Source organism: Streptomyces sp. NPDC050997 (assembly GCF_040660135.1).
Lineage (GTDB): Bacteria > Actinomycetota > Actinomycetes > Streptomycetales > Streptomycetaceae > Streptomyces.
This window is the reverse complement of record NZ_JBFAGK010000011.1, coordinates 43,434-62,792: the sequence shown is the minus strand read 5'-3', so window position 1 is coordinate 62,792 and position 19,359 is coordinate 43,434. Positions and strand designations below refer to the sequence as shown.

General features: G+C 71.7%; 17 protein-coding genes. 9 read left to right on the top strand and 8 right to left on the bottom strand.

Features of this window, described 5'->3' with window-relative positions; translation table 11 throughout:
* The first annotated feature begins 34 nt into the window (after window positions 1–34).
* The 4 genes from AB0H86_RS24715 (at window position 35) to AB0H86_RS24700 (ending at window position 5,351) form a co-directional block, all read left to right on the top strand.
* Entirely contained in the window at window positions 35–223 is a 189-nt protein-coding gene (locus tag AB0H86_RS24715) for a hypothetical protein (RefSeq protein ID WP_362442652.1), read from the top strand.
* Window positions 220–2,499, top strand: a complete 2,280-nt coding sequence (locus tag AB0H86_RS24710; protein ID WP_362442649.1) for a TOMM precursor leader peptide-binding protein — start codon at window positions 220–222, stop codon at window positions 2,497–2,499. Before AB0H86_RS24715 ends, AB0H86_RS24710 begins: the two co-directional genes overlap by 4 nt.
* Before the next feature lie 31 nt (window positions 2,500–2,530).
* Entirely contained in the window at window positions 2,531–4,069 is a 1,539-nt protein-coding gene (locus AB0H86_RS24705; protein WP_362442646.1) for a SagB family peptide dehydrogenase, read from the top strand.
* A 94-nt stretch (window positions 4,070–4,163) separates the two neighbouring features.
* Window positions 4,164–5,351: a histidine kinase gene (locus AB0H86_RS24700; RefSeq protein ID WP_362442643.1), complete on the top strand. Its 1,188-nt coding sequence runs from the start codon at window positions 4,164–4,166 to the stop codon at window positions 5,349–5,351.
* Window positions 5,352–5,813: 462 nt separating this feature from the next.
* On the opposite strand, the gene AB0H86_RS24695 is transcribed toward AB0H86_RS24700, so the two are convergent.
* Entirely contained in the window at window positions 5,814–6,422 is a 609-nt protein-coding gene (locus AB0H86_RS24695; RefSeq protein ID WP_356765135.1) for a response regulator transcription factor, read from the bottom strand.
* A gap of 268 nt (window positions 6,423–6,690) precedes the next feature.
* Between AB0H86_RS24695 and AB0H86_RS24690 the strand changes: the two genes are divergently transcribed.
* Window positions 6,691–7,506 carry an AfsR/SARP family transcriptional regulator gene (locus tag AB0H86_RS24690; protein WP_362442638.1) on the top strand — a complete coding sequence of 272 codons (816 nt, stop codon included), beginning with the start codon at window positions 6,691–6,693 and terminating at the stop codon, window positions 7,504–7,506.
* A gap of 115 nt (window positions 7,507–7,621) precedes the next feature.
* Here the strand turns inward: AB0H86_RS24690 and AB0H86_RS24685 are convergent, their stop codons facing one another.
* Both AB0H86_RS24685 and AB0H86_RS24680 read right to left on the bottom strand, forming a co-directional pair.
* Window positions 7,622–9,232 (bottom strand): multicopper oxidase family protein, encoded by a 1,611-nt coding sequence (locus tag AB0H86_RS24685; RefSeq protein ID WP_362442635.1) that lies wholly within the window; start codon window positions 9,230–9,232, stop codon window positions 7,622–7,624.
* The gene (locus AB0H86_RS24680) at window positions 9,229–9,702 is read right to left on the bottom strand and encodes a hypothetical protein (protein ID WP_362442632.1); all 474 of its coding nucleotides are present in this window, start codon (window positions 9,700–9,702) and stop codon (window positions 9,229–9,231) included. Before AB0H86_RS24680 ends, AB0H86_RS24685 begins: the two co-directional genes overlap by 4 nt.
* Window positions 9,703–9,949: 247 nt before the next feature.
* Between AB0H86_RS24680 and AB0H86_RS24675 the strand changes: the two genes are divergently transcribed.
* Both AB0H86_RS24675 and AB0H86_RS24670 read left to right on the top strand, forming a co-directional pair.
* On the top strand, window positions 9,950–11,773 hold the full coding sequence (locus AB0H86_RS24675) for an NAD(P)/FAD-dependent oxidoreductase (protein ID WP_362442629.1): 1,824 nt from the start codon (window positions 9,950–9,952) through the stop codon (window positions 11,771–11,773).
* Window positions 11,770–13,461, top strand: coding sequence for a PQQ-binding-like beta-propeller repeat protein (locus AB0H86_RS24670; RefSeq protein WP_362442626.1), 1,692 nt, complete (start codon window positions 11,770–11,772; stop codon window positions 13,459–13,461). The genes AB0H86_RS24675 and AB0H86_RS24670 overlap by 4 nt, the downstream gene beginning before the upstream one ends.
* Here AB0H86_RS24670 and AB0H86_RS24665 read toward each other — a convergent pair.
* Entirely contained in the window at window positions 13,403–13,759 is a 357-nt protein-coding gene (locus AB0H86_RS24665; protein ID WP_362442623.1) for a MazG-like family protein, read from the bottom strand. The genes AB0H86_RS24670 and AB0H86_RS24665 overlap by 59 nt on opposite strands.
* A gap of 77 nt (window positions 13,760–13,836) precedes the next feature.
* Window positions 13,837–14,394: a DoxX family membrane protein gene (locus tag AB0H86_RS24660; protein ID WP_362442620.1), complete on the bottom strand. Its 558-nt coding sequence runs from the start codon at window positions 14,392–14,394 to the stop codon at window positions 13,837–13,839.
* Window positions 14,395–14,525: 131 nt separating this feature from the next.
* On the opposite strand from AB0H86_RS24660, the gene AB0H86_RS24655 reads away from it, so the two are divergent.
* Together AB0H86_RS24655 and AB0H86_RS24650 are read left to right on the top strand one after the other, a co-directional pair.
* On the top strand, window positions 14,526–14,852 hold the full coding sequence (locus AB0H86_RS24655) for a nuclear transport factor 2 family protein (RefSeq protein ID WP_362442617.1): 327 nt from the start codon (window positions 14,526–14,528) through the stop codon (window positions 14,850–14,852).
* Between the two features lie 57 nt (window positions 14,853–14,909).
* Window positions 14,910–15,926, top strand: coding sequence for an aldo/keto reductase (locus tag AB0H86_RS24650; protein WP_362442614.1), 1,017 nt, complete (start codon window positions 14,910–14,912; stop codon window positions 15,924–15,926).
* Window positions 15,927–15,953: 27 nt separating this feature from the next.
* Here the strand turns inward: AB0H86_RS24650 and AB0H86_RS24645 are convergent, their stop codons facing one another.
* The 3 genes from AB0H86_RS24645 to AB0H86_RS24635 all read right to left on the bottom strand — a co-directional run bounded on the left by AB0H86_RS24645 (window position 15,954) and on the right by AB0H86_RS24635 (window position 19,317).
* Window positions 15,954–16,640 (bottom strand): ABC transporter ATP-binding protein, encoded by a 687-nt coding sequence (locus AB0H86_RS24645; protein ID WP_362442611.1) that lies wholly within the window; start codon window positions 16,638–16,640, stop codon window positions 15,954–15,956.
* Between the two features lie 47 nt (window positions 16,641–16,687).
* On the bottom strand, window positions 16,688–18,169 hold the full coding sequence (locus AB0H86_RS24640) for an ABC transporter permease (RefSeq protein WP_362442608.1): 1,482 nt from the start codon (window positions 18,167–18,169) through the stop codon (window positions 16,688–16,690).
* Between the two features lie 362 nt (window positions 18,170–18,531).
* Window positions 18,532–19,317 carry an SDR family oxidoreductase gene (locus AB0H86_RS24635; protein ID WP_362442605.1) on the bottom strand — a complete coding sequence of 262 codons (786 nt, stop codon included), beginning with the start codon at window positions 19,315–19,317 and terminating at the stop codon, window positions 18,532–18,534.
* Window positions 19,318–19,359: the final 42 nt, after the last annotated feature.

Here is a 19,359-nt window from a genome sequence, read left to right as displayed (position 1 = left end):
CCGGGCACCACACCTTCTAAACAGGAGCTTCCCCATGACGCACATCAGTCAGGTCGTCACGCAGGAAAGCCGCTCCACGGTCACCCCGCAGCAGCACCAGGAGACGTTCCTCCCGTATGCCGGGCAGGACGAGCCCATGGACCTGGTGATCGAAGTGCTGACGGCACCCAATACCAGGCCCGCCCTGTTCACCCTCTGCTATGCGAGCAACAACGCCTCATGAACCGGACGTTGATCGGGTTCCGGCGCCACCTCCGTGCGGAGGTGGTGCCGGACGACGCCACCTATCTGATTTCCGAACACGGGATCACCGCCCTCAGGGCACCCCATCTGGAAGCGGTCGTGCCGCTCCTCGACGGCAGCCGGGACCTGCCCGCACTGCTGCGGGACAGCCCGGAACCGCTGCCCGCCGAGCGGCTCACCGCCCTTCTCGCCCAACTCGCCGACGCCGGCTTCATCGAGTACCGGGAGCACCACTGCTCCGAGCCGGCCGACCACAGCGCCGAGGCCTACTGGGAACTCGCGGGCCTCGAAGGACACCGGACCCGACTGCGGACCGCGTCCACCGTCGTGGAACTGCGCACCGTCGGTGACTTCGACGCCGCGCACGCCGTCCGCGCGCTCCGGGCCTCCGGTCTCGCCGTCACCACCGAGCCGGCGCCCGGCGCCGCCCTCACCGTCGTCATCTGCGACGACTACCTCGCCCCTGAACTGGCCGTCCTGGACGCCGAACACCGTGCGAGCGGCCGGCCGTGGCTGCTGGTCAAGCCCAGCGGCACCACCATCTGGGTCGGCCCCGTCTTCCGCCCGGGCACCGGCGCCTGCTGGTCCTGCCTGGCCCACCCGGTACGTCTGCACCGCGGCGTCGAGTCCCAGGTCGGGGCCGCCCTCGGCCGCACCGGCCCGGTGCCCGGCCCCGCCGCGGGCATCCCCTGCACCCTCGGCGCCGGTCTGCACCTCGCCGCGATCGAGGCCGCCAAGTGGCTGGCAGGCCACCACTCCGCCCAGGACCGGCTGCTCACCTTCGACACCCTGACCCTGGGCTCCCGCCACCACGTGGTACGCCGTCGGCCGCAGTGCCCCGACTGCGGCGACCCGGGCCTCGCCGCCCAGCGCGCCCTGGCCCCCGTCGTCCCGCGCTCCAGGCCCAAGGCGCCGGGCGGCGGCGGGGGCCACCGCTCCCGTTCGGCGCAGCAGATGCTCGACACATACGGCCACCTCGTCAGCCCGGTCACCGGTGTCGTCGCCGACATCACCCGGATCGAGGGCGGCCCGTCGTTCCTCAACAGCTTCAACTCCGGCCCCAACCCGGTCTCCGGCGCCCCCGGCCTGACCGGGCTGCTGGGCGGCCTGAGACAGGTCAACGGCGGCAAGGGCGTCACCGCGCTGGACGCGGAGGTCAGCGCGTTGTGCGAAGCCGTCGAGCGCTACTCCGGCTGTCTGCACGGCGACGAGTACCGCATCCGGGCCAGCTACCGGGACCTCGACGGTCTCGCCGTACACCCGGACACCTGCCAGCTGTACGCCGACGAGCAGTACGCCGGCCGCGACGCGTGGAACGCCACCCACTCCGGGTTCCACCACGTCCCCGAACGCTTCGACGAGGACGCGGCGGTCGACTGGACCCCCGTCTGGTCGCTCACCGGGCAGCGCCACCGGCTGCTGCCCACCGCACTGCTCTACTTCACCACCGCCGCCGAACGCCACGACCCCGTCGCGGGCCGCCGGTTCGTGCACGCCGACTCCAACGGCAACGCGGCCGGCAGCAGCCTGGAGGACGCCGTCCTGCAGGGCTTCCTGGAACTCGTCGAGCGCGACGCCGTCGCCCTGTGGTGGTACAACCGCACCCCCCGGCCCGCCCTGGACCTGCGTGCCGGAGCCGACCTGTGGACCGAGGAACTCATCGACGTCCACCGCGGTCTCGGCCGTGAGGTGTGGGCGCTCGACCTCACCTCGGACTTCGGCATCCCCGTGTTCGCCGCGCTGTCCCGCCGTACCGACAAGGCGGCCGAGGACATCGTCTTCGGCTTCGGCGCGCACCTCGACGCGAGGATCGCCCTGCGGCGGGCCCTGACCGAGCTCAACCAGCTGCTCCCGGCCGCCGTCGACGCCCGCGCGGACGGCGGCGGCTACGCCCTGGACGACCCCGAACTGCTGCACTGGTGGCGGGGCGCGACGACGCGCAACCAGCCCTACCTCCGGCCGGCCGCCACGGCCGCGAGCACCCTCGCCGACTTCTCCTTCCCCACGGGCACCGATCTGCGCGACGACCTCACCGCCGTCACCGAGGCGGTGCGGGCACGCGGACTCGACCTGCTCGTCCTCGACCAGACCCGCCCCGACGTCGGGCTGCCCGTCGTCAAGGTCCTGGTCCCCGGACTGCGTTCGTTCTGGACCCGGTTCGCCCCCGGCAGGCTCTACGACGTCCCCGTCAGCCTGGGACGGCTGCCGGAGCCCGTCGCCCGCGCCGACCTGAACCCTGTGCCGCTGTTCGTCTGATCCGCCCCTCTTCCCCCCCCAGGAGCCGACCGTGCTGCAGTCACCCCGCATCGACGACCACGACCATCCGGAGACGATCACGACGCTGTGGTCCCTGCGCGAGGACGTCCGTGTCGAAACGGCCGAGGACGGCAACGCGGTGGAACTCCACGGCCGCTGGTCGGACCTGCGGGTCCGCGACCCGGAACCCGGCCTGGTGGAGACCCTGCGCCGGATGAGCCTGGGGCCGGTCAGCCTGGACAACGTCGCCCCCGGCGCCGGCCACCTGTCCTGGCAGCGCGCCCTGCTGCGGCTCCAGGACCTGGTCGTACGCTCCCTCGCCTTCGCCGACAACGGTCAGGTGCTGCTGTCCGCCGTCCCCCTCACCCACGCCGCCCGCTTCAGCCCCGAACCCCCGCCCGAGGGCGCCCTGTTGAAGCTGTCCCGGTTCGCGGTGATGCGCCGCGAGGGGGACCTGTTCCAGCTGGAGTCCCCGCTGTCGCTGCACCGGGTGCTGCTGCACCGGCCCGAGGCCCAGTGGGTGGTCGCGGCGCTCGGCCGGCCCGTCTCGGCGGCGAAGGCCGGCGATGACATCCCGCTGGCCCGTGCGGTGGTGCGGGAGATCCTCGGCTACCTCATCGGCACCGGGATGGTGCTGGTGTCCCCGACCGCCGACGGGGACTTCGAGGAGGACCAGGACCCGGTACTGCGCACCTGGTCCGCCCACGACATGCTCTTCCACACCCGCTCGGTCATGGGCCGCGACGACGGCGACTACGGGGCGACCTTCGCGCACGCCGCGCAGATCAAACCGCAGCCCGCCGTCAAGAACCCGCCGAGCGGCCCGGTGACCGTGCTGCCGAGGCCCGACCTCGACGAACTCCTGGACCGGGACCCGCCGTTCACGGCCGCGCTGGAGGGACGGCGTTCGGTGCGCGCGTACGGGACGTCCGCCCTGAGCCTGCGCACCCTCGGCGAGTTCCTGTACCGGACGGCACGGGTCCGCTCGATCGGCGTGGCCGGCGAGGGCGAGACCGCCTACCCGGCCAGCGACCGCCCGTACCCGACCGGGGGCGCCGCCTACGACCTGGAGCTCTATCTCACCGTCCGGGACTGCCCTGAAGTACCTTCGGGCATCCACTACTACGACCCGCAGGACCATTGTCTGGTGCTGGTCAACGAGGACCCGGCGGCGGCCGGCGAACTGTCCGCGGGAGCGATGGCGGCCGCGGCGCTGGCCACGCCGCCGCCCGTGCTGATCACCATGACCTCGCGCTTCCAGCGGCTGTCGTGGAAGTACAGCGGGCTGGCGTACGCGCTGGTGCTCAAGCACGTGGGGGCGCTCATCCAGACGTTCTACCTGGTCGGTTCCGCGATGGGGCTGGCCTGCTGCGCGGTGTGCAGCGAGGACGTCACCGTGGGCGCCGGGGCGCTCGGGCTGGACTGGCGGACCGAGTCGCCGGTCGGGTCCTTCGTCCTCGGGCCGCTGCCCGACGAGCAGCGGCGGTGCCACGCTCACCATCTCGACGAGCGGGTCCCCGTCAACGGCTCCGACTGGCCGGAACGTTCCGCTGCGGCGAGCCGCGGCTGAACGGCAGGAGAAGGACCGGGCCGGGACCACCACCGCGGCCCGGGGCCGTCTACTATGACGGCACGGTTGTGAGCATCAACGGGGGAGTGTGTGGATGCCGCGCGGATTTCTGCGTTCCGATAGACAGCAGCGCGACACCCTCCCTCCGCAACTGGCCTTCGCCATAGTCCTGGTGGTGCTGTGCGGGTTCGTGCTGATCGCCGTGCTCAATGTGATCGGCAGTGATCCGGGGCCCTGGCTGCTGGCGGCCTGTCTCTTCTCCAGCGTCGCGCTGTTCGCCATCCAGACCGTGCACAGTTACCCGGGCACCGAGCGGTTCCGTGAGCGGTACGGCCTCTGGACGCTGCTCGGCCAGGCCGTCCTGACGTACGTCCCCATGCTGTTCTTCAGCGTCACCTGGGGCGGTATGGGCGGGTTCCTTGCAGGATCGTCCCTGCTGATCATCACGGCGCCGGCCTGCTGGGTGGCGTTCGGTGTGATCGTGGCGGTGACGGGGCTGGCCGCGGTGGCGGAGGGCACCGGGTGGGTGGACTCCTCCTACCTCGTCGTCTCCACCGTGCTCACCGGTCTCATCGTCTACGGGCTCACCCGGCTGTCCAACCTGGTGGCCGAAGTGCACCGCGCGCGCGAGGAGTTGGCGGAGATGGCGGTGGCCCGCGAGCGCCTCCGCTTCGCCCGGGACCTGCACGACCTGCTGGGCTTCGGGCTGTCCGCGATCACTCTCAAGAGCGAGCTGACGTTCCGTCTGGTGGCCACCCGGCCCGAGCGCGCCCGCGAGGAACTGGTCGCCATCCTGCAGATCTCCCGGCAGGCTCTCGCCGATGTGCGGTCGGTGGCCCGCGGCTACCGCGAGATGTCCCTGGACGCCGAGGCCGCCTCCGCGGAGGACGTGCTGACCGCGGCCGAGATCGAGGCCCGCATCGACCTGGACTGCGGTCCGGTGTCCGCGCGGGCCGGGACGGTGCTGGCCACGGTGATCCGTGAGGGCGTCACCAACGTCCTGCGGCACAGCAAGGCCCAGAACTGCGTCATCGAGGCCCACCCGGCCAGCGGCCCGGACGGCCCCCTGGTCCGTCTGGTCGTGGCCAACGACGGCGCCGACGAAACCCGCCGCACCGGTTCCCAGGACGGCGGCAGCGGCCTCGGCAACCTCCGCACCCGCGTCGAGGAGATAGGCGGCCGGCTCACGGCGGGAGCGGATGACGCCGGCTGGTTCCGCCTGACCGCCGAGGTCCCCCGCACCCCGGCGTCCGCCCCCCAGCCGAACCCCTCACACTCCTGAACCCGACCAGGTCGACGCGCGTCACCCAGCGGCAAGCCGCACGGCTCGGCCGCGTGCCCCGGCCGCACGGCCGCGTGCCCCGGCCGCACGGCCCGGCTTGACCCGCTGGGGCTGATGGACCATCGGGTCCGAACGGCCGTTGGTGGGCTGGCGGTTGGAGAGGTGCGTTGGCGGCTCGGCCGCCCTGGAGCCCGGTCGGTCCGGGCGGCGCGGCCCCCCCCACGCCCGGTCGCACAGGCTGGTTTCGGTCGCCCCGGCTGGTTCACGCGCCCCCGCAGCCCGCAGCCCGCAGCCCGCAGCCCGCAGCCCGCAGCCCGCAGCCCGCAGCCCGCAGCCCGCAGCCCGCAGCCCGCAGCCCGCAGCCGCCGCAGCGCACCGGTGTCGGAACCCGTCGTAGCTCACACGGCAGCTGCCCGCTGTTCGGGTCGGCGACGGATCAGACGTCCGCGCCGCCCACCCCCCTCACGTCAGCCACCCGTTGTCCTCGGCGATTCTGATCGCGTCCACTCTGTTGCGGGCGTTGAGCTTGGTGACCGCGCTGGTGAGGTAGTTGCGGACGGTGCCGATGGAGAGGAAGAGACGGGTGGCGATCTCCATCGCCTCCGCTCCGTCGGCGGCCAGTTTCATCACCTCGACCTCGCGCCGCGTCAGTGGGTTCTCCTCCACCTCCCAGGCGGCCAGCGCCAGTTGGGGGTCGATCACCCGGCCCCCCGCCGCCACCCTCCGTACCGCGTCCGCCAGTTGGTCCGGCGGCGCGTCCTTCAGCAGGAACCCGGACACCTTCGCCGCCATGGCCCGCCGGAAGGTACCCGGACGCCCGAGACTCGTCAGGATCAGCACCCGGCACGTCGGCACCGCCGTACGCAACTGGTCGGCCGCACTGAGCCCGTCCAGCCCCGGCAGGTCGATGTCCACGATCGCGACGTCCGGCAGCAACTCCAAGGCGGTCGGCACCAACCGGTCCCCGGAATCGAACTGCGCGACCACCTTGAGATCGGGTTCCATCTCCAGCAGTGCCACCAGTGCACCGCGCACCATGTGCATGTCCTCAGCGATAACGATGCGGATCAAGCCAGACCTCCCCCGCCCGACGGCCGTGATGCCGCGCACGTACCCGCACGCATGGTATTCGAACGGTCACCGCATCCGTGCCGACTCGCCCGTCCTGTCTCCGGAACCAGCCGTGAATCCTTCATAGTCGGCCCCCTGACGGGGTCACCGCGGACCGGGGATGCCTGCACTGTTGGCCGAGGTCCCGCCCATGGGACTGTCGATGTACTACGCAAAGTACGGGGGCACCGAGCGCTCGTACGTCCCTTCCTAGCCACCTGGGGACCAGATGGATATCACCCTGCTGGGGCCGCTCAACGCGGACAAGGACGGCGCCCCGGTCCTGCCGTCCGCAGCCAAGATGCGCCAGATCCTGGCCCTGTTGGCCTTGCACGCCAACCGAGTGGTTCCGGTGTCGATGATCATGGAGGAGCTCTGGGGCTACAACCCTCCGCGCACCGGGTCCACCACCCTCCAGACCTACATCCTGCGACTGCGCCGGCTGATCGACGCCTCGGTCCGCGGGCGCTGCAACGCCAAGGAGATCCTGGTCTACCGGCACGGCGGCTACTGCCTCATCGCGCCCACCGACTGCGTGGACGTACTGGAGTACGACCGCCTCGCGGCCAACGGCCAGCGTCTCTTCGACACCGGCGAGGACGAGGCCGCGGTCAAGGTGTACACCGAGGCGCTCGACCTGTGGCGCGGCCCGGCCCTCGCGGACATCCGCTGCGGCGCCGTGCTGGAGATCGAGCGGGTGCGCCTGGAGGAGAGCCGGCTCGGTGTGCTGGAGCGCCGAATCGACGCCGAGCTGTACCTGGGCCGGCACGCCGAACTCCTCACCGAATTAGTGGTACTGACGGCTCGTCAGCCCCTCCACGAGGGTCTGCACGCCCAGCACATGATCGCCCTCTACCGCTCCGGACGCCCCTCCGAGGCGCTCGCGACCTTCACCAAGCTGCGCCACCGCCTGGTGGAGGACCTGGGCCTGGATCCCTCGCCCCGGCTCCAGCGGCTCCAGCGGGCCATCCTCGGCGGGGACCTGCTGCTCGACCACCCGCAGCGCGGGCCGGGCCGCAGGGTGCTGGACATGTTCGCCGCGTGAGCCGACGGCCGTGGGAGGTCCGGCCCCACCCGGACTTCGCCACGAGCCGTCGCCCCCGCCACCGGTCGGCTCGGTCGGCTCGGTCGGCCGGAACCGCTCGACCAGCTCGGTCGGGTCAGACGACCTCGAAGTTCGCCATCATCGCCATGTCCTCGTGCTCCAGGTTGTGGCAGTGCACCATGTACCGCCCCCGGTGCCCGCGGAACCGCACCAGCACATCCACCACTTCGTACGGCCGCACGTCCACCGTGTCCTTCCAGCCCGCGTCACTCGGCAGTGGGGCCCCGCCGCCCCGGGCGACCACCAGGAAGTGCGCCAGGTGCAGATGGACCGGATGGTGGAAGTCGCTGCTGAACCGCCACCGCTCGACGGTGCCGAGCCGGGGCCGCGCGAGCATCCGCGCACTGTCGAAGGGCCGGCCGTTGATGGTCCACAGCTCCCCGCCGCTTCCGGACGTGAGCCGGAAGTCGAACCGCCGCTCGGCCACCGCCCGTTCGGCCCGGGCCGCCGCCACGCCGGCGAGCCGCTCCGGAACCCGGCTGGCCTCCCGCTCCCGGCGGACGATCCGGAACCGCATCACCGATCGCGTGCCTCCCGCCCCCAGGGTGTTGACCAGGGTGACGGTCGAGCCGACCGGATACGCGGCGAAGTCGACGACCACGTCGAAGCGTTCCCCGGGCGCCACCGGCAGCGTGTCGTGCGTGACCGGCCGCCGCAACAGCCCCGCGTCGCTGCCCACTTGCACGAACGCGGTGCCCTCGCGCGGACCGGGCTCCAGGGCCAGCCGGTAGCGGCGGGCGTTGGAGGCGTTGAGGATCCGGAACCGGTACCGGCAGCCGGAGACCTCCAACTCGGGCCAGGGCGCCCCGTTGACGAGCACCACGTCCCCCGTCACACCCTCCATGTACGCGTCCTCGACCCCCGGTTCACCGGTGAGCGAGGGGTCCAGGGAGGGGTAGAGCAGCGCGCCGTCCTCCTCGAAGGCCCGGTCGCAGATCATCAGCGGGATGTCCTTCTCGCCCCGGGGGAGCGGCAGGGCGTCCTCCACGTCGTCGTGCACGAGGAACATCCCGGCCAGCCCGCGCCACACCTGCGGCGCGCTGAAGTCCATCCGGTGGTCGTGGTACCAGAGCGTCGCGGCCGGCTGCTCCAGCGGATACGTGTACGTCTTGGCTCCCGACGTGTACGTCCAGTCACCCGGCCGCGTCCGCATGTGCCCGGCGTGCGCCTCGTGAGAACCGTGCCCACCGTGCGCCGAAGCGCCCGCGCCCGAGGCGTACCCCGGCGGGAGGACGAGGTCCAGCGGGGAGCCGTCCGATTCCGGAGCCTGCACTCCGCCGTGCAGATGGGTGGAGGTCGGCACGGGAAGCTCGTTGCGCACCCGTACCGTCGTCGTACGCCCCGACCGGCCCACCAGGGTGGTCCCCGGGAACCGGCCGTCGTAGCCCCACACCTCGGTCCGCAGGCCCGGCAGGATCTCCGTCCGGGCCGCACGCTGCACCAGTTCGTAGTGGTCGCCGCCGTCCGGCCCCCGGGTGGGGGTCGCCGGCACCGGCACCGGCAGCGGCACCCGGAACGGGGCGGGCAGCCGCGCCCGGCTGCGCAGTTGCTCTCCCGACACCTCCCGGGTCAGCGCCCCGCACCCCGCGGTGCCGAGGCCCGCCGCGGCCAGCCCGGTGGCGGTGGCCGCCTTCAACAGGGTCCGTCGGCTCGGCCGCATGGTCATCGACTCCCGTGCTCCGTACGGCTGTCAGGGCCCCTCTGATCCATCAGAAGGGCCCTGGGCCGGTGGGCGAACACCCAGTACGTCTGCGCGGTCAGTCCGGCGACCAGCGCGACGCCCAGCGGAATGTGCAGGTACAGCTGCCGGGCGTAGCCGAACCCGCTCTGCGCCTCGACGAGTCCGGCGATCAGCAGCGTCAGCCCGATCGGCCACGCGGGGCCGCCACCGGGGCGCCACAGCGTCACGGCCGCGGCGACCGTGAGCCAGCTCATGACGGAGACGAGGGTGGCGTTGAGCGCGTGCAGGTCCAGCAGATCGGTGTCGCCGGTGATGAACATCCCGGCCAGCACGGGCTGCGCCAGCGTCAGCAGCAGCAGGACGCAGGTGGACGTCCGCAGCACGGTGAGCGGCCAGCGCCGGGCCGCCCGCGTCGGCGTCTCGGCTTCGGTCGCCGCGTCCGGTGACGGAGACATCTGCATCACTCCGGATCGCCGACGGCATCCGCAGCCGCCGCGCCGCCCCGAGTCTGGCAACGCCCGCTGGACACCGGCTTGACCCCGCGAAGCCGCCGCACGAGCCGGTCGAGCCGGTCGAGCCGCACGAACAGGGCGGGCCGCATGGGCCGGACGAGTCGATTCCGGCCCAACACGGCGGAAAATACGGTTACTTGAGTCAGGCAAGCAGTAAGTAGAGTGGAGACTCCCACGACCGAGGAGAGACATGCCGGTTCCCCCACCCCCCTCCCTCCCCGACCCGAGTGGCCTGGGCTTCGACCCCGACACCCTGCGCGCCAGGTACCGCGCCGAACGCGACCGTCGTATCCGCCCCGACGGCAGCACCCAATACCAGGGCTTCGCCGACGAGTTCGAGTCCTACGACGAAGACCCCCACGCCGACCGGGAGTTCACCCGCGAGCCCCGGCACGACCGGGTGGAAGCGGTGATCGTCGGCGGCGGTTTCGGTGGTCTGCTCGCCGCCGCCCGGCTGCGCCAGGCCGGTGTGGAGTCGATCCGGGTGATCGACAAGGGCGGCGACTTCGGCGGCACTTGGTACTGGAACCGCTACCCGGGCATCCACTGCGACATCGAGTCGTACATCTACCTGCCTCTCCTGGAGGAGGTCGGCTACGTCCCGAAGTGGCGCTACGCGCCGGGGGAGGAGATCCGGCAGCACGCGCGGGCGATCGGCCGTCACTTCGGGCTCTACGAGGAGGCATGCTTCCAGACCCGCGCGACCGAACTGCGCTGGGACGAGGCCGAGTCGGAGTGGCTGGTCGCCACCGACCGCGGCGACCGGATCCGGGCCCGCTATGTCGTGGTCTCCAGCGGCACCCTCAGCCAGCCCAAGCTGCCCGGCATCCCCGGGATCGAGACCTTCAAGGGCCACACCTTCCACACCAGCCGCTGGGACTACGCCTACACCGGCGGCGACGCCGACGGCGGACTGACCGGGCTCGCCGACAAGCGCGTCGCCCTCATCGGGACCGGCGCCACCGCCATCCAGGTGGTGCCCCACCTCGCCGCCGACTCCCGGCACCTGTACGTGTTCCAGCGCACGCCCTCCTCCGTCGACGTACGCGACAACCGCCCCACCGACCCGGAGTGGGCCGGCTCCCTGAAACCGGGCTGGCAGCGTGAGCGCCGCGACAACTTCCTCAAGGTGGTCACCGGAGTCCGCACGGACCAGGACCTGGTGAACGACTCCTGGACCAGCAGCTCCCGGCTCCAGGAGAAGCTCATCCCGACCAACGCCTACGCCGACGTCCCGGCCGAGGAACGCGAACGCGCCTACGAGATCGCCGACTTCCAGAAGATGAACGAGATCCGCGACCGCGTGGCGGACGTCGTCGAGGACCCGGAGACCGCCGAGAAGCTGAAGCCCTGGTACCGCTACATGTGCAAGCGGCCCGCCTTCAGCGACCACTACCTCCAGACCTTCAACCGGCCCGACGTCACCCTCGTCGACACCGCCGACACTCACGGCGTCGAGCGGATCACCGAGACCGCCGTCGTGGTGGGCGGGGTGGAGTACGAGGTGGACTGCGTCATCTTCGCGACCGGGTTCGAGGTCGGCGTCTCGGGCCTGATCTCCGGACAGCTGCCCGCGTACGGCCGCGGCGGACTCGCGCTGCGGGACGCCTGGCGGCAGGGCGGCCCGCGCACCCTGCACGGCCTCTACACCCACGGCTTCCCCAACCTCTTCCAGCTCGGCCCGATGCAGAACGCGTCCGCCGTCAACTACGTCCACATTCTCGACGAACAGGCCACGCACGTCGCCGCGGTCGTCGCCGAGGCACAGGAACGGGGAGCCGGGTACGTCGAACCGAGCGCCGAGGCCGAGGGCGAGTGGGTGGCGACGATCCGTCAAAAGGCGCCGGACCTCTACCGGTTCCACGCCGAGTGCACCCCCGGCTACTACAACAACGAGGGCCGGCCCCGGGAGCGCAGCGAGCAGTTCGGCGACGGACCGGTCGTCTTCCACGAACTGCTGGCCCGCTGGCGCCGGGACGGCGGCATGGACGACGTCCTGGCCGGCACCGAATGAGCGCCCCGGCCGCGCACCCCAGCCGCTTCGACGACACCGGCACCCACCGCCCCACCAGCGCCCGTTGGCGGGCGAGCCGGCTCGGCCCGCCGAACCGGCTGTGGGGTTCCAACGGCGTCGCCTTCGGCCCCGACGGGCGCCTGTACGTCGCCGAGTTCCTGGCCGGACGGATCAGCGTCCTCGACCTCGCCACCGGGGACCTCGACGTGATCGTACCGATGGACGGCCCGGTCCAGTCGCCGGACGACCTCGCCTTCGGCGCGGACGGCTCGATGTACATCGCCGACCTGGTCCCCGGCCGGGTGTGGCGCCGCACCCCTGCCGGGACGTACACCCTCGTCAGCGACGACGTCATCAACCCCAACGGCATCACCTGCGTGGGCGACCGGCTCTTCGTCAACGAGATGAAGCCCGACGGACGGCTCCTCGAGCTCTTCCCGGACGGCGGCGATCCGGTCGTCCTCACCGAGGGCCTCGCTCTCGGCAACGCGATGCAGCGCGGCCCGGACGGCCACCTGTACTACCCGCACATGCTCACCGGCCAGGTCTGGCGGATCCCCCCGGACGGCGGCGCGCCCGAGGTGGTCGCCGAGGACGTGCACCAGCCGGTCGCCGTCCGCTTCGACCAGGGCGGTGTCCTGCACGTCCTGTCCCGGGGCGTGGAGGGCATCGTCACCCGTGTCGACCTGCACGGCTCCGGAACCCGCAGCCTCGTCACCAGCGGCCTGAAGGGCCTGGACAACGCGGCCTTCGACACCGAGAACCGCATGTTCGTCTCCAGCTACGCGGGCGGCGGCATCACCGAACTGCACCCCGACGGCCGCACCCGCGAGATCGTCCCCCGCGGCTTCGACGGCCCCTACGGTGTCACGGTCGACCTCGGCGGGACGGTGTGCGCCGCCGACCACTACCGGCTGGCGAGCCCGGCGCTCTCCCACGAGGGCGAACCGAGCAGCGGCACCGACGGCACCGAACCGGCCGGCGTGACCACCCTCTCCCTGCTGCCCTTCGCCCACGGTGTCGCCGCCGACGGCGGCCTGTTGCACCACACCTCGCAGTACGGCGAGGTCCGCACCCACGACCCCGCCACCGGAACCACCCGGCAACGGGCCCGGGGGCTGCGCCGGCCCCTCGGTATCGCGGTGGCGCCGGACGGAGCCCTCGTCGTCGCCGAGGCGGACGCCGGCCGCGTGGTGGCCCTCGACGACACCGACACCCTCACCGTGCGGGCCGACGGGCTCGACCACCCCGTGGACGTGGCCTTCGACGCGGAGGGGCGCTGCTATGTGAGCGACGAGCGGCGCGGGGCGGTGCTGCGGATCGAGGAGGACGGAACGACGACGGTCCTCGCGGACGGGCTCGGCGCACCGCAGGGACTCGCGGTCCTGGACGGGGAGCTGTTCACGGTGGAGACCGCGCACCGCAGGCTGACGTCCGTCTCCCTGGCCACGGGGGAGCGCCGGACCGAGGCCGAGGACCTGCCGGTCGGCCCGCCCCCGGGAGTCGTCCCCATCACCGAGCCCGCCCTGTTCGCGGGCGGTATGCCAGGCTGGGCCCGCCGCTTCGCCGGCCTCGCCGCCGACCGGGACGGCTCCCTGCTGCTGTCGGCCAACGGCGAGGGCACGGTGCTCAGGCTGCGGACGCGGAGCCCAGCGAGCGTTCCCGCACCCCGGCCAAGTGCCGGGTGAAGACATCACGGGTGTCCGGGGTGAGCGTGCGCAGAGCCACCAAGGCGGTGACCACCACGTCGCACAGCTCTCCCTGGACGTCCTCCCAGGTATGCGAGACGCCCTTGCGCGGGTTCTGGCCGAGTGTCCCGATCACCGCCTCGGAGACCTCTCCGACCTCCTCCGACAGCTTCAGCAGGCGCAGCAGCAGGCCCGACTGACCGTCGACCGGACGGTTGGTCTCGAGCCAGGCGTACAGGTCGTCGATGGTGGACCAGAGGTCGGCGGGGACGTCCGGCGGGGCGGCCTGATCAGTCATGCGGGCAGCTTGTCACGCGGCCCGGCCGCCACGACAGCGGTTCTCACCCGCCGCCCGGCCGCCTTCACCCGTCGCCGCTACTCGTCGAACGTCTCCTCGAACAACGCCTCCTGCTCGCCGTCCTCCCGCTTCCGCAGCCGCCGGTTGCGTGCGCCCACCACCAGCGCCGTCACCAGCCCGGTCGCCCCGAACGCCGCCGGGACCATCCAGTTCCGGTTGACGGCATGGCCGAGCGCGTGGTCCAGGGAGAGCCGGCCGGGCCCGGTGACGGCGAGACCGGCGGCCATCAGCCCCAGGGACGCCGCGTACTCGTAGCCGCCGCCCTGGTTGAAGAACCCGTTCGGCTTGTGCACCGCGGCCGCGCCCGTCATGGCGCCGGCCGCCGCCGCGCCGGCCGCCGGGGTCGCGAGGCCCAGCGCCAGCAGTGTGCCGCCGCCGGCCTCGGCCAGTCCCGCGGCCGCCGCGCTCTCCTTGCCCGGCTCGTATCCGACGGACTCGAAGAACTGGCCGGTCCCCTCCAGCCCGTGTCCGCCGAACCACCCGAACAGCTTCTGCGCGCCGTGCGCGGCCAGCACCCCGCCGGTCCCCAGCCGGAGCAGCAGCAGGCCCAGATCACGTCGGTCGTATGAGGTCACGATGTCTCCTGGAACAGACAGCAGGGTCAGTCCCCTCCGCGTGTCCACCGTCCCACCCCTCACACCTCCCGGGTGTGCCCGGGTTGCCGTTCGGGTGGCGGGGCCGGGGGAGCGGTGTGAGTCTGACTGGCATGACGATTCAGACCGCCAGACTGAGGGACCCGGCCGTCCGGGCCTTCGTCGCCGCCGTCAACGCCCATGACCGCGACGCCTTCCAGGCGCTCCTCGCCCCCGGCGCGACCATGGCGGACGACGGCTCCGACCGCGACCTCGACGACTGGACCGACCGGGAGATCTTCTCCTCCCACGGCCACCTCGAGGTCGACAACGAGTCCCAGGGCGGCCGCGCCCTCCTCGCCCGCTACAGCAACGACACCTGGGGCGAGATGCGCACCAAGTGGACGTTCACGGTGGCGGACGACGGCAGGATCTCCCGCTTCGAGACCGGGCAGGCCTGAAAAACCGCGGCACGGGGCTTGCGTTGGTGTGCACTCCAACTTCTAGCGTGCGCGGGTATGGAGACCAACGGGACCACCAGGACCACGGGGACCACGGGGACCACCAGGACACTGGGACGCGGCGGCATCGAGGTCAGCGCCCTCGGCTTCGGCTGCTGGGCGATCGGCGGCGAATGGCAGTCGCCTGACGGACAGCCGCTGGGCTGGGGCAAGGTCGACGACGAGGAGTCCGTACGGGCGGTCCGGCGCGCCCTCGACCTGGGCGTCACGTTCTTCGACACGGCGGACACCTACGGCGCCGGCCACAGCGAACGCGTCCTCGGCCGGGCCCTCGGCAAGCGCCGGGACGACGTGGTCGTCGCCACCAAGTGGGGCAACGTCTTCGACGAGGAGACCCGCACCCGCACCGGCGCCGACGACACCCCCGCCCACGCCCGCCGCGCCCTGACGGCATCCCTCACCCGCCTCGGCACCGACCACGTCGACCTCTACCAACTGCACCTCTCCGACGCCGACCCCGAGCGGGCCGCCGAACTCCGCGATACCTGCGAGGAGTTCGTACGCGAGGGCCTGATCCGCGGCTACGCCTGGAGCACCGACGACCCGGCCCGCGCCGCCGTCTTCGCGACGGGCGAGCACTGTACGGCCGTACAGCACGCGATCAACGTGTTGCAGGACGCGCCCGAAATGCTCGCCCTGTGCGAGCAGTCGAACCTGGCGAGCATCAACCGCAGTCCGCTCGCGATGGGGCTGCTGGCCGGGAAACGCCAGGGCGCGCTGGAGGCCGGGGACATCCGCAGCCGTCCGCCGGTCTGGCTCCAGGGCTTCGACGAGGGCTCCGGTGCGGCCCCCGACTGGCTCGCCCGTGTCGACGCGCTCCGGGAGATCCTCACCAGCGACGGCCGTACGCTCGCCCAGGGCTCCCTTGCCTGGTTGTGGGCGCGCAGCCCGCGCACGGTCCCGATTCCCGGCTTCCGTTCGGTCGCGCAGGCCGAACAGAACGCGGGCGCGCTGGAGAAGGGGCCGCTCACCGCGGAGCAACTGGCCGAGGTCGACCGGGTCCTCGGGCGGTGAGGGTGGTGAGCGGCCCCTGGGTGGGCATCAGATGCGGACGGCCTGTTCGGTCAGGCTGATCTGCCCGGCCTTGATGGTGGCCACGCGCGGTGCCCGGCGGGCGATCGACGAGTCATGGGTCACCAGGACGAACGTCAGCCCGTGCTCCCGCCACAGCCCTTCGAGCAGGGCCATGATGTCGTCCCGGGTGCCCTCGTCGAGGTTGCCCGTGGGCTCGTCGGCGAGCAGCACCCGCGGCTGCTTGACCAGCGCGCGGGCGATCGCGACACGCTGCTGCTGACCGCCGGACAGTTCGGTCGGGACATGGCTGAGGCGCTCGCCGAGGCCCACGGACCGCAGTGCCTCCGCGGACCGCTCGCGCCGCTCGGCCGGCTTCACGCCGAGCGGGACGAGCGCGGTCTCGACGTTCTCCTGCGCGGTCAGCGTCGGGATCAGGTTGAACGCCTGGAAGATGATCCCGATCTTCTCGGCGCGCAGCCGGGTCAGCTTGGCCTCGCTGATCGTGCCGAGGTCGACGCCGTCCAGCTCGACGCTGCCCTCGGACGGACGGTCCAGGCCGCCGATCATCTGCAGCAGCGTCGACTTGCCGCCGCCGGTGGGGCCCTGGATGACGAGCTGGTCGCCGTCCTCGATGGTGAGGTCGACGCCACGCAGTGCCTCCACCGTCTCCTTGCCGCGCGTATAGCGCTTGGTGACGCCGGTGAGTCTGTACATGGATGCTCCGTAGCTTGGAGAGAGGAAGAGCGGAGGAGAAGGGGCGGTTACGAGACGCTGCGCAGGGCGTCCGCGGGCCGCATCCGCGAGGCGCGCCAGCCGCCCATGGCACCGGCGATCAGACCGCCGGCGACCGCCAGGCCCACCGCGAGCGCGATGGTGGTCAGCGAGACCGGTGCGGTCAGGGCGATCTCCAGGGTGTTCTGCGTGGCCTGCTGACCCGGGCCGCCACCGCCTCCGGGGCCGCCGCCCATACCGCCACCGCCGCCACCGCCGGTGTTGCCGAGCTGGGCGGTGAGCTTCGGGCTGATCGCGGTGACCGTGTACGCGGCCCCCAGGCCCAGCGCGATCCCGAGGGCGCCGCCGAGCAGGCCGTTCACGATCGACTCGCCGACCACCTGCCGGGTGACCCGGCGGCTCGGCCAACCGAGCGCCTTCAGCGTGCCGAACTCACGCACCCGCCGGGACACCGCGGAGGAGGTCAGCAGCGCGGCCACCAGGAAGGCGGCGATCAGCACCGCGACCGACAGCCACTTGCCGACACCGGCCGCCAGGTTCGAGGCCGTGGACAGGGACCCGGAGACGGTGTCGGCGAGATCGGCGGAGGTCGTCACCGTCGTACCGGAGATGTTCTTCTGGATCGTCGACTTGACGGTCGCGATCTGCTTCGAGTCGGTCGCCTTCACATAGATCGTGGTGACCTGGTTCTTCGCGTCGGCCAGCGTCTGTGCCTGCTTCAGCGGCAGGTAGACGTCCGTGGTGGCCTCGCTGCTGTCGGGGGTCGCGATGCCGATGACCGTGTACTTGGTGCCGGAGATCTTGAAGGTCGAGCCGACCTTGTACTTGTTCTCCTTGGCGTACGACTTGCTGAGCACCGCGACCTTCGCACTGGTCTGCGACGCGGTGAACGTCTTGCCCGAGGTGATCTTCGAGCTCGCCAGCGGGCCGAGGGTCTGGTCGGTGACGTCGACGCCGGCGACGGAGTAGGAGTTCACGTCGAAGGAGGCGCCGCCGCCCTGCACCCGTGGCGCGGCGGTGCTGCCGCTGTTGCCGCCGCCGGGGCCGCCCTGGCCCTGCCCCTGGGACTGGCTGTCGCCGGTCGTGCTCTGCGCCTTGCCCTGGGTGAAGGAGCCGTCGACCTTGGTGACGTTCAGGGTGAGCGCGCCGACCGCGCTCGCCACGCCCTGCTGCGCGGAGACCTTCGCGACGAGCGAGGACTTCAGGGCCTGACCCCCCTGTGTCGTCACCCGGTCGGAGCTCTGCTCCTCGTCGTCGTCCGACTTGGCGTCGAACTCGAAGTTCGGTCTGCCCGAACTGTTGCCGGTGGGCGCCGTTCTGGCCTTGGCCACCGTCATGTCGGTGCCGAGGCCGTACAGCGACTGCAGGACTTTGTCCTGCGCCTGCTGCATGCCCGCCGACACCGAGTTGACGGTGATGACCAGTGCGATACCGAGCGCCAGACCCAGGGCGACGACCAGAGCCGCTTTCTTGCGCCGGCTCAGCTCGCGCTTGAGATAGATGCCAAACATCCCGTTCCTCGCAGGTTCTTGGCGCCCGCTGTGGGCGCTGCCACAAGCTAGGGAGGAACCTTTGCGTCACGCTGGGTACGGGATGTGTAGGGGATAAGAAACACCGAAGAGTTGAATGAATGCGGCAGCCGTTCCTCCGCACCGGTGCGCACCTCGCGGTCCCACGCGAGGTCCACCCCCACCCGGTGCGGTGGAACGGCTGCCGCGTCCCCCCTCGGGTGCGGTCAACGGAAGCCGCGTCCTCCAAGTGTGAAGCTCTCGTGGAGGACATGGAGAGCATATGCGCACGACCGGCCGGAATGGGTGTGGAATGCTCAATTCCATTTGTGGAAGTTGAGCCCGCGACGACCTGAGTGTTTGGCTCAGCCGCGTCCCACGTACGGCATCGCCGTCGCCAACACCGTCGCGAACTGCACATTCGCCTCCAGCGGCAGCTCGGCCATGTGCCGCACCGTGCGCGCCACGTCGGCCACGTCCATCACGGGCTCCGGCACGAGCTCCCCGCTCGCCTGGAGGGCCCCGGTCCGCATCCGCTCGGTCATGTCGGTGGCCGCGTTGCCGATGTCGATCTGCCCGACCGCGATGTTGTACGGCCGCCCGTCCAAGGACAGCGATTTGGTCAGGCCGGTCAGCGCGTGTTTGGTCGCCGTGTAGGCCACCGAGTGCGGCCGGGGCGCGTGCGCCGAGACCGACCCGTTGTTGATGATCCGGCCGCCCCGCGGGTCCTGCTCCTTCATCTGCCGGTACGCGGCCTGCGCGCACAGGAACGCCCCGTTCAGGTTGGTGTCCACCACGTGCCGCCAGGCGTCGTAGGGCAGCTCCTCGACCGGCACTCCACCCGGACCGAACGTCCCCGCGTTGTTGAACAGCAGGTCCACCCGCCCGAAGCGGGCCACGGTGGCGGCGAACAGTGCGGCCACCTCGTCCGGCTGTGACACGTCCGTGGGGACGGCGATCGAGGCGCCCGTCCCCTGCGAGTCGGCGGAGCCCTCAGGGGCTTGGGGGGCCAGCCTTGACGTCTCCTCCAGGGGCTGCGGGCGACGGCCCGCCAGCGCCACCGACCAGCCTGCTCCCAGCAGTTCGAGTGCGACCGCGCGGCCGATGCCGGAACCCGCGCCGGTCACCACCGCGATCTTCGAGTTCTTCATGGTTCGCGTGGAATTCGTTCGCATGGCATTCATGGGCCAGCA

What these genes read in the sequence shown, in the direction of transcription:
- AB0H86_RS24655 (WP_362442617.1), top strand. Translation starts at nt 14,526, where the DNA reads ATGACGATTCAGACCGCCAGACTGAGGGACCCGGCCGTCCGGGCCTTC.
- AB0H86_RS24650 (WP_362442614.1), top strand. Translation starts at nt 14,910, where the DNA reads ATGGAGACCAACGGGACCACCAGGACCACGGGGACCACGGGGACCACC.
- AB0H86_RS24715 (WP_362442652.1), top strand. Translation starts at nt 35, where the DNA reads ATGACGCACATCAGTCAGGTCGTCACGCAGGAAAGCCGCTCCACGGTC.
- AB0H86_RS24685 (WP_362442635.1), bottom strand. Translation starts at nt 9,232, where the DNA reads ATGACCATGCGGCCGAGCCGACGGACCCTGTTGAAGGCGGCCACCGCC.
- AB0H86_RS24670 (WP_362442626.1), top strand. Translation starts at nt 11,770, where the DNA reads ATGAGCGCCCCGGCCGCGCACCCCAGCCGCTTCGACGACACCGGCACC.
- AB0H86_RS24635 (WP_362442605.1), bottom strand. Translation starts at nt 19,317, where the DNA reads ATGAAGAACTCGAAGATCGCGGTGGTGACCGGCGCGGGTTCCGGCATC.
- AB0H86_RS24690 (WP_362442638.1), top strand. Translation starts at nt 6,691, where the DNA reads ATGGATATCACCCTGCTGGGGCCGCTCAACGCGGACAAGGACGGCGCC.
- AB0H86_RS24645 (WP_362442611.1), bottom strand. Translation starts at nt 16,640, where the DNA reads ATGTACAGACTCACCGGCGTCACCAAGCGCTATACGCGCGGCAAGGAG.
- AB0H86_RS24680 (WP_362442632.1), bottom strand. Translation starts at nt 9,702, where the DNA reads ATGTCTCCGTCACCGGACGCGGCGACCGAAGCCGAGACGCCGACGCGG.
- AB0H86_RS24710 (WP_362442649.1), top strand. Translation starts at nt 220, where the DNA reads ATGAACCGGACGTTGATCGGGTTCCGGCGCCACCTCCGTGCGGAGGTG.
- AB0H86_RS24665 (WP_362442623.1), bottom strand. Translation starts at nt 13,759, where the DNA reads ATGACTGATCAGGCCGCCCCGCCGGACGTCCCCGCCGACCTCTGGTCC.
- AB0H86_RS24675 (WP_362442629.1), top strand. Translation starts at nt 9,950, where the DNA reads ATGCCGGTTCCCCCACCCCCCTCCCTCCCCGACCCGAGTGGCCTGGGC.
- AB0H86_RS24700 (WP_362442643.1), top strand. Translation starts at nt 4,164, where the DNA reads ATGCCGCGCGGATTTCTGCGTTCCGATAGACAGCAGCGCGACACCCTC.
- AB0H86_RS24640 (WP_362442608.1), bottom strand. Translation starts at nt 18,169, where the DNA reads ATGTTTGGCATCTATCTCAAGCGCGAGCTGAGCCGGCGCAAGAAAGCG.